14 protein-coding genes are annotated in these 14,372 nt (G+C 65.4%); 6 read left to right on the top strand and 8 right to left on the bottom strand.

What is annotated here, in order from left to right; genetic code table 11:
- The first annotated feature begins 8 nt into the window (after positions 1-8).
- From CLU92_RS08545 to CLU92_RS08530, 4 genes are all read left to right on the top strand, one after another.
- Positions 9-1,616 carry a GMC family oxidoreductase gene (locus CLU92_RS08545; protein ID WP_101481531.1) on the top strand — a complete coding sequence of 536 codons (1,608 nt, stop codon included), beginning with the start codon at positions 9-11 and terminating at the stop codon, positions 1,614-1,616.
- On the top strand, positions 1,613-3,016 hold the full coding sequence (locus CLU92_RS08540; RefSeq protein WP_101481530.1) for a cytochrome c: 1,404 nt from the start codon (positions 1,613-1,615) through the stop codon (positions 3,014-3,016). The genes CLU92_RS08545 and CLU92_RS08540 overlap by 4 nt, the downstream gene beginning before the upstream one ends.
- 114 nt (positions 3,017-3,130) lie before the next feature.
- Positions 3,131-3,583 carry an Rrf2 family transcriptional regulator gene (locus CLU92_RS08535; protein WP_101481529.1) on the top strand — a complete coding sequence of 151 codons (453 nt, stop codon included), beginning with the start codon at positions 3,131-3,133 and terminating at the stop codon, positions 3,581-3,583.
- Positions 3,570-4,592, top strand: a complete 1,023-nt coding sequence (locus CLU92_RS08530; RefSeq protein ID WP_101481528.1) for an NAD(P)/FAD-dependent oxidoreductase — start codon at positions 3,570-3,572, stop codon at positions 4,590-4,592. Before CLU92_RS08535 ends, CLU92_RS08530 begins: the two co-directional genes overlap by 14 nt.
- On the opposite strand, the gene CLU92_RS08525 is transcribed toward CLU92_RS08530, so the two are convergent.
- Positions 4,520-5,287, bottom strand: a complete 768-nt coding sequence (locus tag CLU92_RS08525) for an SDR family oxidoreductase (protein ID WP_101481527.1) — start codon at positions 5,285-5,287, stop codon at positions 4,520-4,522. The genes CLU92_RS08530 and CLU92_RS08525 overlap by 73 nt on opposite strands.
- A gap of 123 nt (positions 5,288-5,410) precedes the next feature.
- On the opposite strand from CLU92_RS08525, the gene CLU92_RS08520 reads away from it, so the two are divergent.
- Together CLU92_RS08520 and CLU92_RS08515 are read left to right on the top strand one after the other, a co-directional pair.
- Positions 5,411-6,334, top strand: a complete 924-nt coding sequence (locus CLU92_RS08520) for a LysR family transcriptional regulator (protein WP_101481526.1) — start codon at positions 5,411-5,413, stop codon at positions 6,332-6,334.
- A 16-nt stretch (positions 6,335-6,350) separates the two neighbouring features.
- Positions 6,351-7,103 carry a DUF4303 domain-containing protein gene (locus tag CLU92_RS08515; protein WP_101481525.1) on the top strand — a complete coding sequence of 251 codons (753 nt, stop codon included), beginning with the start codon at positions 6,351-6,353 and terminating at the stop codon, positions 7,101-7,103.
- Between the two features lie 3 nt (positions 7,104-7,106).
- Here the strand turns inward: CLU92_RS08515 and CLU92_RS08510 are convergent, their stop codons facing one another.
- The 7 genes from CLU92_RS08510 to CLU92_RS08480 all read right to left on the bottom strand — a co-directional run bounded on the left by CLU92_RS08510 (position 7,107) and on the right by CLU92_RS08480 (position 14,371).
- Entirely contained in the window at positions 7,107-8,228 is a 1,122-nt protein-coding gene (locus CLU92_RS08510) for a metallophosphoesterase (RefSeq protein ID WP_101481524.1), read from the bottom strand.
- Position 8,229: 1 nt separating this feature from the next.
- Positions 8,230-9,030 carry an ABC transporter substrate-binding protein gene (locus tag CLU92_RS08505; RefSeq protein WP_180338465.1) on the bottom strand — a complete coding sequence of 267 codons (801 nt, stop codon included), beginning with the start codon at positions 9,028-9,030 and terminating at the stop codon, positions 8,230-8,232.
- A gap of 127 nt (positions 9,031-9,157) precedes the next feature.
- Positions 9,158-10,675, bottom strand: a complete 1,518-nt coding sequence (locus tag CLU92_RS08500; RefSeq protein WP_101484572.1) for a response regulator — start codon at positions 10,673-10,675, stop codon at positions 9,158-9,160.
- Positions 10,662-12,485 carry an ATP-binding protein gene (locus CLU92_RS08495; RefSeq protein ID WP_101481522.1) on the bottom strand — a complete coding sequence of 608 codons (1,824 nt, stop codon included), beginning with the start codon at positions 12,483-12,485 and terminating at the stop codon, positions 10,662-10,664. The genes CLU92_RS08500 and CLU92_RS08495 overlap by 14 nt, the downstream gene beginning before the upstream one ends.
- Positions 12,482-13,567, bottom strand: a complete 1,086-nt coding sequence (locus CLU92_RS08490) for an ATP-binding SpoIIE family protein phosphatase (RefSeq protein WP_257561037.1) — start codon at positions 13,565-13,567, stop codon at positions 12,482-12,484. Before CLU92_RS08490 ends, CLU92_RS08495 begins: the two co-directional genes overlap by 4 nt.
- Positions 13,564-13,998, bottom strand: coding sequence for an ATP-binding protein (locus tag CLU92_RS08485; protein WP_243858041.1), 435 nt, complete (start codon positions 13,996-13,998; stop codon positions 13,564-13,566). The genes CLU92_RS08490 and CLU92_RS08485 overlap by 4 nt, the downstream gene beginning before the upstream one ends.
- Positions 13,999-14,008: 10 nt before the next feature.
- Positions 14,009-14,371, bottom strand: a complete 363-nt coding sequence (locus CLU92_RS08480) for an STAS domain-containing protein (protein ID WP_101481520.1) — start codon at positions 14,369-14,371, stop codon at positions 14,009-14,011.
- Position 14,372: the final 1 nt, after the last annotated feature.

The raw sequence follows: 14,372 nt of genomic DNA, 5'->3' as shown, positions 1-14,372 counted from the left end.
GAGCCATCATGGCTGAACAACTCACTGCCGATTACCTCGTGATCGGCTCGGGCATCATCGGCTCGCTGGCCGCGCGCAAACTCGCGCTGGCTGGCGCCTCGGTGCTGATCCTCGAAGCGGGCCCGCGCGTGTCGCGCGGCGAAATCGTCGCCCGTTTCCGCAACACGACGCGCCGCAGCGACTGGATGTCGCCCTATCCCTCGGTGGCCACGGCACCGCACCCTATCTACCAGCCGAAGGATAACGGTTACCTGGTACAGGCCGGCCCGTACCCGTATCCGGCCGAATACATCCGCCAGTTCGGCGGCACCTCGTGGCACTGGGCCGCGCAGGCCTGGCGCAATGTGCCGAACGACTTTCGCATCCATACGCTGTATGGCGTAGGCGTGGACTGGCCCATCAGCTACGACGACCTGGAGCCGTTCTACCAGGAAGCGGAAGACATCATGGGCGTCTCGGGTGCCGAGAACACGGGTTCGCCGCGCAAGCAGCCATTTCCGATGGAGTCCGTGACGGAGCCGTACGCCATGCGCCGCATCCGCGAGCGTCTCGACCCGTCGTTCAAGGTGGTCGGCAACACGGTGGCGCGCAACAGCGTCAGCTACGGTGGCCGCCCGGCCTGCTGCGGTAACAACAGCTGCCAGCCGATCTGCCCCATCGACGCGCAATACCACGGCGGCATCGCCGCGCAGCAGGCCGAAGACGCGGGCGTCAAGATCCTGTGCAATGCCAACGTCTACAAGCTGGAACACGACGCTCAGGGCCGCATCACGGCCGCGCTGTACTACGACGTCGACAAGAACAGTCATCGAGTCACGGCCAAGACCTTCATTCTGGCGGCCAACGGCATCGAAAGCCCCCGTTTGCTGCTCGTTTCCGCCTCGGACAAGTACCCGAACGGCCTGGCCAACAGAAGCGACATGGTAGGCCGCAACCTGATGGATCACCCGAGCACTTCGATCACTTTCGACGCCGATGAAGACCTGTGGCTGGGCCGGGGCCCGCAAAGCCCCAATTCCATCAACAGCATGCGTGACGGCGGCTTCCGCAGCCAGCATTCGCCGTACCGCCTGGATTTCACCAACATCTCGCGCGTGGATGGCGCGACCAGGGAGTTGATCGGCAAGGGCGTATTTGGCGCCGAGTTCGAGCAACAGCTGCGTTTCCGCTCGGCGCGCGAAATGAGCTTGAAAAACGTGCTGGAAGTGCTGCCGAACCCGGAAAACCGCATCTCCTTGAGCAGCGAAAAGGATGCCATGGGCATCCCCAAGCCGCAGGCGCATTATGCGATCGATGACTACACCAAGCGGGGCCACGAACGCTCGAAGCAGGATTTCGAGCAGATCGCCAAGCTGATGGGCGGCACCAATTTGCGCCACAGCAAGGAAGGCGTGTTTGCCAACAACCAGCATATCTGCGGCACCTTGTCGATGGGTTCCGATCCGGCCAAGGCCGTGTGCGACCAATGGGGCCGCACCTTTGATCACGCCAACCTGTTCCTGTGCAGCACCGGCGTGTTGCCCACGTCCGGCACCTGCAATTCGACGGAAAACGGCCTGGCCGTAGCCTTGCGCACCGTCAAGCACATTCTCGACGAACAGGGGGTGGCAGCATGATGGCAAGCTTCCGACTGGCGGCCAGTGCCGCCTTGCTGTCCCTCGTGGCCTTGCCGGTGCTGGCGGCGGACGCCCCCGGCGCCGATGTGCAGGCAGTCGAACGTGGCCGCTACCTGGCCACGGCGGGCGACTGTATCGCCTGCCACAGCGTACCAGGCGGCAAGCCGATGGCGGGCGGCCTGGCCCTGGCCACGCCGCTGGGCGCCATCGTTGCCACCAACATCACGCCATCGAAAACGCATGGTATCGGCAACTATACCTTGCAGCAGTTTTCCGATGCGCTGCGCCGCGGCGTGCGGGCCGATGGCGCACACCTGTACCCGGCCATGCCCTACACGGCCTATGCCAAGGTGACGGATGACGACACGGCAGCCCTGTACGCCTATTTCATGCATGGCGTGGCAGCGGTGGATACGGCACCGGCAACGCAGACGGACTTGCCGTTTCCGTTCAATATCCGCCAGTCGATGGCGGGCTGGAATTTGCTGTTCCTCGATACCAAGCCGTTCGTGGCCGATGCGTCGAAAAGCATGGAGTGGAACCGCGGCGCCTACCTGGCGCAAGGCCTGGCCCACTGCACCACCTGCCATACGCCGCGCAATGTGCTGATGGCAGAACAGCTGTCGAAAGAGCTGGGTGGCGCGGACCTGGGCACGTGGTACGCGCCGAACATCACCTCGGACGTCAACAGCGGCATCGGCAGCTGGAGCCAGCATGAGCTGGCCGGCTACCTGCGCACGGGGCGCGCGGTCAACAGGGCGCAGGCTGCCGGACCGATGGCTGAAGCCATCGACCATAGCCTGAAGCACCTGAGCGATGCGGATTTGAACGCCGTGGCGCATTACCTGAAAACCGTACCCGCCATCCGCGACAAGGCGGACACGCAAGCGGTGACGCAATGGGGCAAGGCTGGCGACGATTTGAACGCGATCCGTGGCGTGCCGCTGCCGCAAAACCTGAACAAGATGTCGGGTGCGCAGCTGTACGATGCGCAGTGCGCCAGCTGTCACCAGGCCAGGGGCGAGGGCAGTTTCGACGGCAGCTTGCCGCCGTTGTTCCACAACTCGGTGACCGGCCGCAGCAACAGTAACAACCTGGTGATGGCGATCCTCGATGGCGTGGAACGGCAGGATGGCAAGGGTAGTCATACTGCGGGACATTTGATGCCCGCCTTCCGCCAGACCCTGTCGGACGAGCAGATCGTCACCTTGGGCAATTACGTGCAGAAGATGTACGGCAATCCCGACGTCAAAGTGACGGCGGAACAGGTGACGACCTTGCGCAACGGTGGGGTGCCGTCCAACCTGATCGGCCTTGCCCGCGCGGGCATCATCGTCGGCGTGCTGGTGCTGCTGGCCTTGCTGCTGTGGTGGCGGGGACGGCGGAGCAAGGCGGTGTAAGCCTGAAATCATGGCAAAGGCTGGGGGGCAGACCTGACTGGGTCTGGCCCCTTTTTTTGCTCAGGTATTGCAACTCGTTTGCATGTGTGCGGATTATGTACTATCATTAGTTACATGAGACGCGACAGCAAACTATCATCCATCCTCCATGTGCTGCTGCACATGGCCCACGCGGGACGCCCGATGACGTCCGATGAACTCTCCGGCTATCTGGACACCAACCCCGTGCTGGTGCGGCGCGTAATGGCCGGCTTGCGCGAGCGCGGTTACGTGGCGTCGGTCAAGGGCCATGGCGGCGGCTGGCGCATCGTTTGCGACTTGCACAGCGTGACCCTGCAAGACATTTACGGGGCCGTGGGTTCGCCCACCATCTTCGCCATGGGCAATCGCGTCGATCAGCCGGGCTGCCTGGTGGAGCAAGTGGTCAACCAGTCGCTGGCCGGCGCCTTTGATGAAGCCGAGGCGTTGCTGATCCAGCGCTTCGGCGCCGTCACCCTGGCCGACCTGGCCGAACGTTTCAGCCAACAATACGCCATACATCGAGGAGCACCCCATGCACATTTCTGAACCCCAGGGCGCGGACGGCGCCACGACCCGCGCCCCGTTCGACGCCATCATCGTCGGCGGCAGTTATGCTGGCCTGTCCGCCGCCACGCAACTGGCGCGCGCCCGCCGCCGCGTACTGGTGATCGACGGCGGCCAGCGCCGCAACCGCTACGCCAGCCATTCCCATGGTTTCCTGACCCGCGACGGCAGTGGAACGGCCGCCATCGCGGCCGAAGGCAAGGCGCAATTGCTGGCGTATGCCACCGTCACCTGGCTGGACGGCACGGCCGCGCAGGCGGTAGCCTGCAGCGATGGCGATGGCGATGGCGATGGCTTTGACGTGACCCTGGCGGACGGCATTGTCGTGCACGGGCGCCGCCTGGTGCTGGCGACCGGCGTGATCGACGAATTGCCGACCGTCGAAGGCCTGGCCGAACGCTGGGGCAGCAGCGTCTTTCACTGCCCGTATTGCCACGGCTATGAGCTGGAGCAGGGCGCCATCGGCGTGCTGGCCACCGGGCCCCTGTCCATGCACCATGCCCTGATGCTGCCCGACTGGGGCACGGTCACCTTTTTTCTGAATGGCGCCTTCGAACCCGACGCGGCGCAGCTGGCGCAACTGGATGCGCGTGGCGTAAAGCTGGTGCGCACGCCTGTGGCGCAGATCGACGGGGTTGCCGATGTGCTGATGGCGGACGGCAGCCGCCACGTGATGGCCGGCCTGTTCGTGGCGACCCGTACCCGCCTGGCCAGTTCCCTGGCTGGCGAATTGGGCTGCTTGCTGGAAGAGGGTGCCATGGGACCGTTCGTGCGCACCGACGAGCAAAAGGCCAGCAGCGTGCCCGGCGTCTTTTGCTGTGGCGATGCGGGGCGCATGGCCGGCAGCGTGGCGTTCGCGGTGGCTGATGGCGCCATGGCGGGCATAGCGGCACACCGCTCGCTGATGTTCGGACTGGATCAGGCGGCAAAACCGCCGTCGATCTTCAGCCCGGCGCCCGTGACGAATGCCGCTTCTTCGCTGGCCAGGTAAGCCACCATGCCGGCGATTTCATCGGCCGTGCCGTGGCGGGGCAAGGCCATCAGCCCGTGCATCAGGTCTGCGAAGTCGCCCGTGGGCGGGTTCATGTCCGTGGCGACGGGGCCCGGTTCCACGTTGTTGATGGTGATGCCGCGCGGGCCCAGGTCGCGCGACAGGCCTTGCGTCAGGCCGCTCAGCGCCGATTTGCTCATGGCGTAGGCAGCCGCGCCGCCGAACGGCATGCGGTGCGCATTCGTGCTGCCGATATTGATGATGCGCCCACCCGTCTGCATGTGCGCCACGGCCGCCTTGATGGCCACGAACACGGCGCGCACATTGACGTTCAAGGTCTTGTCGAAGTCTGCCAGAGTAAAGTCGTCGATGGCGCCGGGCAGGAACACGCCCGCGTTGTTGACCAGGATATCGAGACGGCCAAACTGCGCGGCCACCTTGTCGATGGCGGCCGTCAGGGCGGTGGCATTGGCCGCATCGGCCTGCACGCCATGCGCCTGGCCGCCGCTGGCTTCCACCGTGGCGGCCAGCGCCTGCGCTTCGGCGGCCGAGCTTTGATAGGTGAAGACGACGTTGGCGCCCTGGCTGGCAAGGCGGCGCACGATGGCGGCGCCGATGCCGCGCGAGCCGCCCGTGACGAAGGCGATCTTGTTTTGCAGTGGCAGGGAAGTGCTGCTGGTAGCTTGGGTTTGCATGATGTGCTTTCTGTGTGAGGAGTCGAGAAGGTCAGTATCTGCCTTCCATTGCCTGCGCGGAAGCCATGAATCGCTACAATCACTTTCAACCATTACTATCAAATGAGCGGGTAAAATAGGTGCATGGACGCCTTGAATCACTTGCAATCCTTCGTGCTGTCTGCCGAGCTGGGCAGCTTTTCGGCGGCCGCGCGCCGCCTGGGACTGACGCCGGCGGCCGTCAGCAAGAACGTGGCGCGGCTGGAAGCGAGTCTGGGACTGCGGTTGTTCCAGCGCAGCACGCGCCGCCTGACCCTGACGGAAGGGGGCGAGCGCTTCCTGCAGCAGATCGGTGGCGCCCTGTCCACTTTGCGCGAGGCGATCGCCGGCGTGGCCGAAGAGGGCGGCCAGCCGGCCGGTATCCTGAAGATCAGCATGGCGCCGTCGTTCGGGCGCAGCTACGTGGTCCCGCTGCTGGGCGACTTCATCGCCCGCTACCCGGGCGTGGTTCCCGACTGCCATTTCGATAACCGGCAAGTGGACTTGATCGGCGAAGGGTTTGATGTGGCCATCGGCGGGGGCATCGAGCTGGCGCCGGGCGTGGTGGCGCGCGAACTGGGCCACGTCCACGTCGTCGCCACGGCGTCGCCCGCCTTCATGCAGGGCAAGGTCATGCCTGTGCATCCGTCGGACCTGGCGCACTTCGACGGCGTGGCGCGCCGCTCGGCCGGCAGCGGGAGACTGCGCAGCTGGATATTGCGTAATGGCTCGGGCGGCGAAGGCGTGGCCGAGTACCGCCCGCGCGCCATCTTCGACGACCCGGACGCGATGGCGCAGGCTGCCGTCATGGGCGTCGGCGTGGCGCTGCTGCCCATGGCGCACGCGCTGGAGCACTTGCGCAGCGGCGCCTTGATCCGCTTGCTGCCCGGCTGGCATGCCGATTCAGGCCCGCTGTCCGTGTACTATGCCAGCAAGAAGCTCTTGCCGGCGAAGACGCGCGTGTTCGTCGATTTTTTGCTGGAGCAGTTCCGCCAGCGCGATTTCGCCGCGCAGATGCGGCCCGATTAAACAATGAGACGCACTTATGTATAGCAATTACAGCCTGTTTTACACCTTTGACGGCGATCAGCCGGCCCGCTTCCAGGAAGCGCGCGTGTTTGGCGCGACCGTATGGACGGCAGCCGGCGCGGTCCAGACATGGGGCGAAGAGACGCGCAAGGACTACGCCAGTGTCGCTGGAGCGCATGCCGCCTACCAGGCGCATTGCCGCAGCGCTCTGGCTGATGGCTATACGTTGGCGCGCGAGAGCGTCATCGACCCGGCCGTGTTTGATTACGCGCTGCTGCAAACACTGGTGGCGGGTGCCGCGCGCCTGGCCGTTGATGCCGTACGCCGTGCGCATCCGGAGCAGCATATCAACGCTTTCGCACTGGTGAGCGACGACAGCGCCATGACTATCGGCCCCATGGCCAACAGCCGCGAAGCGCTGGCCGCCTCGGACTATGCAGAAGAGATGCTGTGGAATCCGGCCGAATGGGCGCATGACGACGGCGGCGCCTACTTCGACAGCGCCTACCGCCTGTTGTTGCAGGCGCACCGCGACTTGCCATTCGATGTAGATTTCGCCACTTTCCGCACGGGCGTGTTCGACGCCTGCATCGCGGCGCTGGCGCAGGTTGACGCCGAAGGCGTGTTCGGCACGGGCGCGCGGCGCGACGAATCCGTGCTGCTGTTCGATGTCAGCGACAGCGAGCCAGTGGAAGGCGCGATGGCGCGCTTGAATCCACCGGCGGTGGTAGCGCGTTTCGAGGCATGGATGACCGGCTGGGAGGAGTGAAGCTTAAGCCGCTACCAGCCTCAGCTTCGTAATTTCCGCCGGCGCGCCTATACGTTTCGGCGGACCCCAGTATCCTGTGCCGCGGCTGACATAAATCCACAGGCGGCCGCGCCGGTGCAGGCCTGCCACGTACGGTTGCTGCAGCGGCACGAACAAATTCCACGGCCAGAATTGTCCCCCGTGCGTGTGGCCCGACAATTGCAAGTCGTAACCAGCCGCTTCGGCTTCGGGCGCGCTGCGCGGCTGGTGCGCCAGCAGGATGCGCGGGATTCCGGCTGGCGCGCCGGCGATGGCACCCTGCGGGTCGCTAGCCTGGGCGGTATCGAAGGCGGCGGCATTGTAGTCGGTGACACCGGCCAGGGCCAGGCGCGCGCCGCCGTGTTCGAGGACCGCGTGTTCGTTCATCAGCACGCGCAAGCCAAGTCGGCGAAATTCCGCCACCCAGGGCGCGGCGCCCGAATAGTATTCATGGTTGCCCGTGACGAGGAAGACGCCATGGCGCGCCTTCAAGTCGCCGAGCGGCGCCGTGTGCGCGCCCAGTTGGGCCACCGTGCCGTCGACCACGTCACCCGTGATGGCGATGAGGTCCGCCTGCAGGCCATTGGCGCGCGCGACGATGGCCTCCACGTAGGCGCGCTTGATGGTGGCGCCCACATGGATGTCGCTCAGCTGCACGATGGTGTAACCCTGCAGGGCGGGCGGCAGGCCGGCGATGGGCACATCGACCTCGCGCACGCGCGCCACCTTGCGGGCGTTGATGTAGCCAAGGATGGTAGCCAGCAGCGCCAGGGCCAGTGCCGCCACGGCGGACGCCTGCGCGTGGGGGCGGCTGGCGGGAATCAGCATGAGCAGTTCGCGCAGCACGGTGAGCACGAACAGCGAGGAAAAAAATCCCATGCACAGCGAGCCGGCCCAGCTCAAACGGTCGGCCAGGCGCGCATTGGCCGTGACGGCGCGGGCGAAGATGGTCATCGGCATCAACATGGTCGAAGCCAGCAAGGCCAGGCCGCCCAGCAGCCAGCCGGCCAGGCCGACGGGCAGCGCAGGCAGTAGCAGCCAGCCCAGCAGGGCGTGCAGGGCGCCCAGTATCATCGTGATGCGCAGCAGCGGCGTGCGGGTTGTCATGTCAAGGTTCCAGAAGCGGTGCGCCCAGATAGGCGGAAGTGATGCGCGTGAAACTGCCATCCTGGCGCATGCGCCGGAATGCGCGGTCGAAGGCGGCGGCCAGCGCGGGCGAGCCTTTATTCTTGCGAAACACGATATAGTTGTCGAAGCGGGCCAGTTGCGGCGCCACGCGGACGATGCCTTGCAGTTTCAGCTGTTTGACCGTGTACTGGCCGACGACGCCGTCCGCCAGCACGGCATCGATGCGGCGCAGCGCCAGTTTCTGGAAATTGGCGGCATCCGTCGGTACTTCGGCGACGCTCCAGCGGCCCTGCGCGACGCCGGCGGCGATGGCTTCGGGCAGGCGGAATCCAGCGCGCACGCCTATCACTTTGCCGGCCAGGTCGTCCAGCTTGCCCACGGCCGGCAGCGTGTCGTCCCGCCGCACGAACAGCGCATATTCGGTCGGCTGCAGCGCTACCTTGCCAAATTCCAGGTACTGCTCGCGTGCCGGCGTGCGGCTCATGGCGAAGGCGCAATCGACCGTGCCCTGCGGCCTGGCCAGCTCACTTTCGAGCCGGCGCCATGGCATGGCGCGAAATTCAATGGCGATGCCCAGGCGGGCTGCCGCCTCACGCAGCACATCCACGTTCAATCCTTCGATGCGGCCGTGCTTCTGCATGAAGTAAGGTACGAAGAGATCGTCATGGCATACCAGCCTGGCCGGCAAGCCTTCTTCGGCGCTGGCCGGCACCGCCAACAAGGCCGTGGCGGCCAAGGCGGCCACCCAAGCACGGGGGCGCAGCCATGGAAGAAAAGGCACAGCAGCGCCGTTACACATCGGTTGTTGCCGCAATTGTTCATCCCAGGTGGCCCGAAACAGTCGCGTTTCGCACGGCCGATTATAGCCGAAGCGTTATATAAAAGACCAACTCGCTGCCAGTCCAGCGTCATGGCCCGATATGCAGTCCCAGCATGGCCAGCTTGCCGAAATCGACGGGTTTGGCGAAGTGCTCATTGAAACCGGCCTGCAGGGCCGTCTGGCGGTCGTGTTCCTGGCCATAGCCGGTCAGCGCCACCAGCAGGAATTGCTGCGGTATCGGCAACTGGCGCAGCTTGCCTGCCACCTCGTAGCCGCTCATGTCGGGCAGGCCGATGTCGAGAAAGACGATGTCGGGCGTGAATTCCAGGGTGCGCTCGATTGCTTGCGCGCCCGTATAGGCGGTGCGCACCGTGTGGCCGTACATTTCCAGCAATTCGGCCAGGGTGTCGGCTGCATCGCAGTTGTCGTCGACAACGAGGATGCGCTGGCTGCCGCCGCTGGCCGTCTCCGGCACTGGCGCGATGGCCGGAGGCGGCACCTGGGCGTCGAGCGGCAGAACGACCTCGAAGGTGCTACCCAGCCCCACGCCGGGGCTGTGCACGCTGACCTGGCCGCCGTGCAAGGTCACCAGCTTGCGCACCAGCGACAGGCCTATGCCCAGGCCATCCTGCACCCGGTCGGGCGCGTGGCCGCTCTGCTCGAACAGGTCGAAGATGCTGTCGATACTGGCGGCGGCGATGCCGATGCCGTTGTCGCTCAGGCGGATACGCACCTTGTCGTCTTCGCGCGCGGCGGAAATCGTGATGCGCCCGCCCGGCGCCGTGAACTTGGCTGCGTTGAGCAGCAGGTTGGCGACGATCTGCGACAGTCGCACGGCGTCGCCGCAGACCCACAGTTCTTCCCGGGGCAGGCTCACATCGAGCGCATGGCCGCGCGCTTCGACGCTGTGCGAACTCGTTTCCAGCGCGCTGCGGATGACGCTTGCCATGCTCACCCTTTCCCATTGCAGCGAGATTTTTCCCTGCGAAATGCGCGACACGTCGAGCAGGTCGTCCACCAGGCGCACCAGGTGACTCGTGTGGCGCCCGATGGTGCGGCGCGCGTTATCCTGCATGGCCGGCACGACGGGATCGAGCTTGCACAGCAGGGCCAGCGCCGTGCGGATGGGACCCAGCGGGTTGCGCAGTTCGTGGGCCAGGGTGGCCAGGAATTCATCCTTGCGGCGGTCCACGTCGCGCAGTGCGCGCTCGACGCGGCCCAGGCGCAGCAGTGCCTTGACGTTGGCGATCAGTTCATCCGCCTCGATCGGTTCGACCAGGTAATTGTCGGCGCCGCCGTCCAGGGCGCGGATCTTGTCGGCCGTGCCGATACAGGACGCGGACGTCTGCAGCACCAGGATGGTGTTTGTCTCGGCGCCGGCTTTCAGCTGGCGGCACACTTCCAGGCCGTTGATGTCGGGAAGCTTGACGTCCAGCAGGATCAGGTTGGGCCGGTCCTGGCGGGCGCGCAGCAGCGCGTCGCCCCCGTTCGAGGCTTCGATGACCTTGAAGCCGGCGCGTTTGAGGATGCGCGACTTGGCGTAGCGGGCGCCGTCGCTGTCATCGACGTTCAGGATCAGAGCATCGCTATTGTTATCCGGTAGCATGCGCATTGTCCCAGGTGGTTGTGCCTTGCGGCGGAACCGGCTCTTGCCGGTGGTGTGGATTGCCTATCAGCGCGCGCAGGGTCGCCAGCAATTGCTGGCGCAGCAGCGGCTTGACATAGTAGGCGTCGGCGCCGAGGGCCAGGCCCTTGCGCACGTCGTCGATCTCGGTGGCGACGATGACGGGCACCTGGCGCCGCAGCGGATCGTTTTTCAGCTCGGCCAGCCAGTACCATGCCGTTTCGCCGTGTAGCAGGATGTCGAGGATGACGGCGGCAGGGCGCTGCTGTTCCCAGCGCTCCTGCGCCTCGCGCACGCTGCGCGCGGGGATCACGCGAAATTCGCTGCCGGCCAGAAATTTTTCATACAGCAGGCGGATGGGCGGATTGTCTTCCACCACGAGCACGCCGATGCGCTGGTCATTGCCGTTGTCGTTGGCCGGCGCGCACGGCGGCAGGCTGCCTTCGGGCGCATGGTAGCTGGTGGGCAGGACGACGGAAAACAGCGAACCCTGGCCCGGCGTGCTTTCCACGGACACGGTGCCATTGAGCAGGGTGGCCAGGTTGCGGCACAGGGGCAGGCCCAGGCCCGTGCCCTTGACCTTGCGCTGCATGTGGTTTTCCACCTGGCTGAATTCCTCGAAAATCAGCTGCACGTCTTCGGCGGCGATGCCCAGGCCCGTGTCGGAGACGGAAAAGCGGATGGCATTCTGCTCTGGCAGCGGCGTGGCGCTGACGACGATGGCGCCCGCTTCCGTGAACTTGAGGGCGTTGGAGATGAAGTTGCGCAGGATTTGCGACAGCTTGCCTTCATCCGTATGAATGTGCAGCGCCGGATCGGGGTCGATGAAGGTGAGCGAGAGGGAATCGGACACCAGCAGCGGGCGCAGCATGCCGCGCAGTGCGCTGAACAGATCGGCGACCTGAAAATTGTTGGCATGCACGTCGACCTTGCCCGCCTCGATCTTGGCCAGGTCTAGCAAGTCGTTCACCAGGTCGCTCAGGCTGACGGCGCTTTGCAGGATGAACAGCACCTGTTTTTCCTGCTCTTCCGACAGTTCGCCGTCGATGCGGTCGAGCAGCAGCTTGGACAGGGCACGGATGGAGCTGAGCGGCGTGCGGAATTCATGGCTCATGTTCGACAGGAAGCGCGATTTCATCTGGTCGGCGCGGCGCAGGTGGTCGGCTTTTTCATCCAGTTCCGCGAACAGCGCCACTACGCCCCGGTTGGTGTCTTCCAGTTCGCGCGTCAGCTGTAATAAATCGTCCTGGCGCGTCTTCAGTTCGGCCAGGGTGGCGAGCAGCTCGCGGTTCTGTTGCTGCACTTCGGAGAGTGTGATGTCCGATGGCAGCGCCTGCAGGCTGCCGGACAGGGCGCCGATGCCCTGCCCGTCGAGCAGGGGCGCGTCGCGCGGGAATAACTTTTGCAAGGTGATGTGCGTGCCATCGCCCGGCGCGCTGCGGATGTGGCAGCGGTCCATCAATCGCTGCGCGCCCAGGATGCCCAGCCCCATGCCCGTGTGCGAGCGGTAAGTGCCGGCCAGTATCTGTTCGAGCTGCGCGATGCCGGGGCCCTGGTCCTCGATGCGGATGCTGAGCACCTGCGGCGCCGTCAGGCCATCGATGGCGAAATGCACCTTTCCGCTGCCGGCGTAGTTGTAGACGTTGCGCGCCAGTTCCGACACGGCCGTGGCGATGCGCACCTGGTCTTGCGCGCCAAAGCCGCACAGGGCGGCAATCTGCCGCGCGCGCTGGCGAGCGCCCACCACATCGAGTTCGCTGCCGATATGGGCTGTCAATATGCGTTGTGTCATGCCGCACCTGTCCCTTCTGCTGTAACAGCCTGGTGGTCCTCATGTTCGCGCAGCACCACCACCGTGACGTCGTCGCGCCCGCGCGAAAAATCGCGGTACAGCACTGCGGCGATGATGCTGGGATGGCAGTGCATCAGACCCGGATACTGTTCCAGATCCCAGCGCGTATGCAGGCCGTCGGTATGCATGATCAGTGTCGCGCCCAGTTGCCACGGATAGCAAAATTCCTGCACCTTGCGCAGGTTGCTGCCGACGATGCCGTTATGCGACAGCAAATGCCGGCGCTGCTGCATATCGAAGGCGCAGGCGGCGATGTTGCCCACGCCCGCATAGCGCAATTCGCGGCGCGCGCTATCGATATGCGCCACCGCCAGCGCTGCGCCGCGCGTGTTACGCAGGGCGCCGTGGGCCAGTTCGATGAAGGACGCGGGAAGGGGCGGCAGGCCGGGCGTGTCGTGTTCCAGCAGCGCGCTGGCACATTCCGAGGCGCGCGCAGCCAGGGGGCCGTGGCCCAGGCCATCGGCCACCATCAGGCTCAATTCATGGCCCTCGCAGACCACGTTCCAGGCGTCGCCGCACACCTGTTCCGACGCCAGCGGCAGGCATACGGCGCCGATCCGCCAGTTCGGATGAGCGGGAATGGCGCTGCTGGCATGCTGCCCCCAGACCACCGCCATCAGCACCGTGCCCTTGCCGGGCGCCGTGTACAGGTCGAATTCCTGCCCCAGGCGGCGTATCGCGCCCAGTCCCACGCCGTAGGTGCCCGTGGTGGAATGGCCATCCTGCATGTGCTGGCGCACATTGGCCATGCCGGGACCGCTGTCGATGGCCAGCACTTCGATGCCGCTGGTGCCGCCGCGCAGCACCTTGCGCAGCAGGATTTCGCCGCGCTGCGCGTGCTTGACGATGTTGGTGGCCGCTTCGCTGATGATGATGGCCAGCTGGCCCGTGCGCACGTCGTCGAAACCGATGCGGCGCGCCAGTTCGTTGCCGGCGCGGCGGGCCGCAGCGATCTCGCTCGGTTCGCCGATGGGAAAACTGCGTTGCCTGGCAATGTCAGGGGCTTGGTCAAGGTGGTTCAAAACAGCTTCCATTTCGCGATGGTGACGGTGGTGCCCACGCCGGGCGCCGTGTCGATGTGAAAGGCGTCGGCCAGGCGCTTGGCGCCACCCAGCCCCAGTCCCAGCCCGCCGCCGCTGGTATAGCCATCGGTCAGCGCCAGGGGAATATCGTCGATGCCCGGCCCCGCATCGATGAAACGCAGTTCCAGGCCCTGGCGCGCGCCATCGCTGACGCGCGCGATGCGCGCTTCGCCGCCGCCGCCGTAGCGCAGGGTGTTGCGCGCCAGTTCGCTCGCCGCCGTGATGATCTTGGTCTGTTCGATCAGTCCAAAACCCATGGCGACCATGCTGTCGCGTACCTGCTTGCGTAGCCGCACGACATCTTCATCGCTGTGCAGGGGCAGGATCTGCGCCACTGCCTGCGCGCGTTCCTGTGCTTGCGCGCCTAGCACGGCGCCCCCGTCACGCGCATGTGCCGCCCCGTTCCAGCAGCTTGATTCCCCGTTCCACGTTGAGCGCCGTGCTCACACCTTCCAGCGCCAGGCCCAGCTCTACCAGGGTGATGGCGACGGCCGGCTGCATGCCCACCACCACGGTGCGCGCGTCGAGGATTTTCGCCATCGCCGCCGTGTTGCTGATCATGCGGCCGATGAAGGAGTCGACGATGTCGAGCGCGGAAATGTCGATCAGCACGCCCGTGGCGCGGTCCGTCACGATGCGCGTGGTCAGGTCGTCCTGCAAGGTCATCGCCAGGCGGTCATGCATGTCCACCTGGATCGTCACCAGCAGCAGCCGACCCATGCGTAAAATGGGGATTCTTTCCATA

The organism is Janthinobacterium sp. 61 (assembly GCF_002846335.1).
Classification (GTDB): domain Bacteria; phylum Pseudomonadota; class Gammaproteobacteria; order Burkholderiales; family Burkholderiaceae_D; genus Janthinobacterium.
This window is presented reverse-complemented; position numbering and strand designations above follow the sequence as displayed.

Coding starts and splice junctions, on each gene's coding strand:
- CLU92_RS08545 (WP_101481531.1), top strand. CDS start 9: ATGGCTGAACAACTCACTGCCGATTACCTCGTGATCGGCTCGGGCATC.
- CLU92_RS08540 (WP_101481530.1), top strand. CDS start 1,613: ATGATGGCAAGCTTCCGACTGGCGGCCAGTGCCGCCTTGCTGTCCCTC.
- CLU92_RS08535 (WP_101481529.1), top strand. CDS start 3,131: ATGAGACGCGACAGCAAACTATCATCCATCCTCCATGTGCTGCTGCAC.
- CLU92_RS08530 (WP_101481528.1), top strand. CDS start 3,570: ATGCACATTTCTGAACCCCAGGGCGCGGACGGCGCCACGACCCGCGCC.
- CLU92_RS08525 (WP_101481527.1), bottom strand. CDS start 5,287: ATGCAAACCCAAGCTACCAGCAGCACTTCCCTGCCACTGCAAAACAAG.
- CLU92_RS08520 (WP_101481526.1), top strand. CDS start 5,411: ATGGACGCCTTGAATCACTTGCAATCCTTCGTGCTGTCTGCCGAGCTG.
- CLU92_RS08515 (WP_101481525.1), top strand. CDS start 6,351: ATGTATAGCAATTACAGCCTGTTTTACACCTTTGACGGCGATCAGCCG.
- CLU92_RS08510 (WP_101481524.1), bottom strand. CDS start 8,228: ATGACAACCCGCACGCCGCTGCTGCGCATCACGATGATACTGGGCGCC.
- CLU92_RS08500 (WP_101484572.1), bottom strand. CDS start 10,675: ATGCTACCGGATAACAATAGCGATGCTCTGATCCTGAACGTCGATGAC.
- CLU92_RS08495 (WP_101481522.1), bottom strand. CDS start 12,485: ATGACACAACGCATATTGACAGCCCATATCGGCAGCGAACTCGATGTG.
- CLU92_RS08480 (WP_101481520.1), bottom strand. CDS start 14,371: ATGGAAAGAATCCCCATTTTACGCATGGGTCGGCTGCTGCTGGTGACG.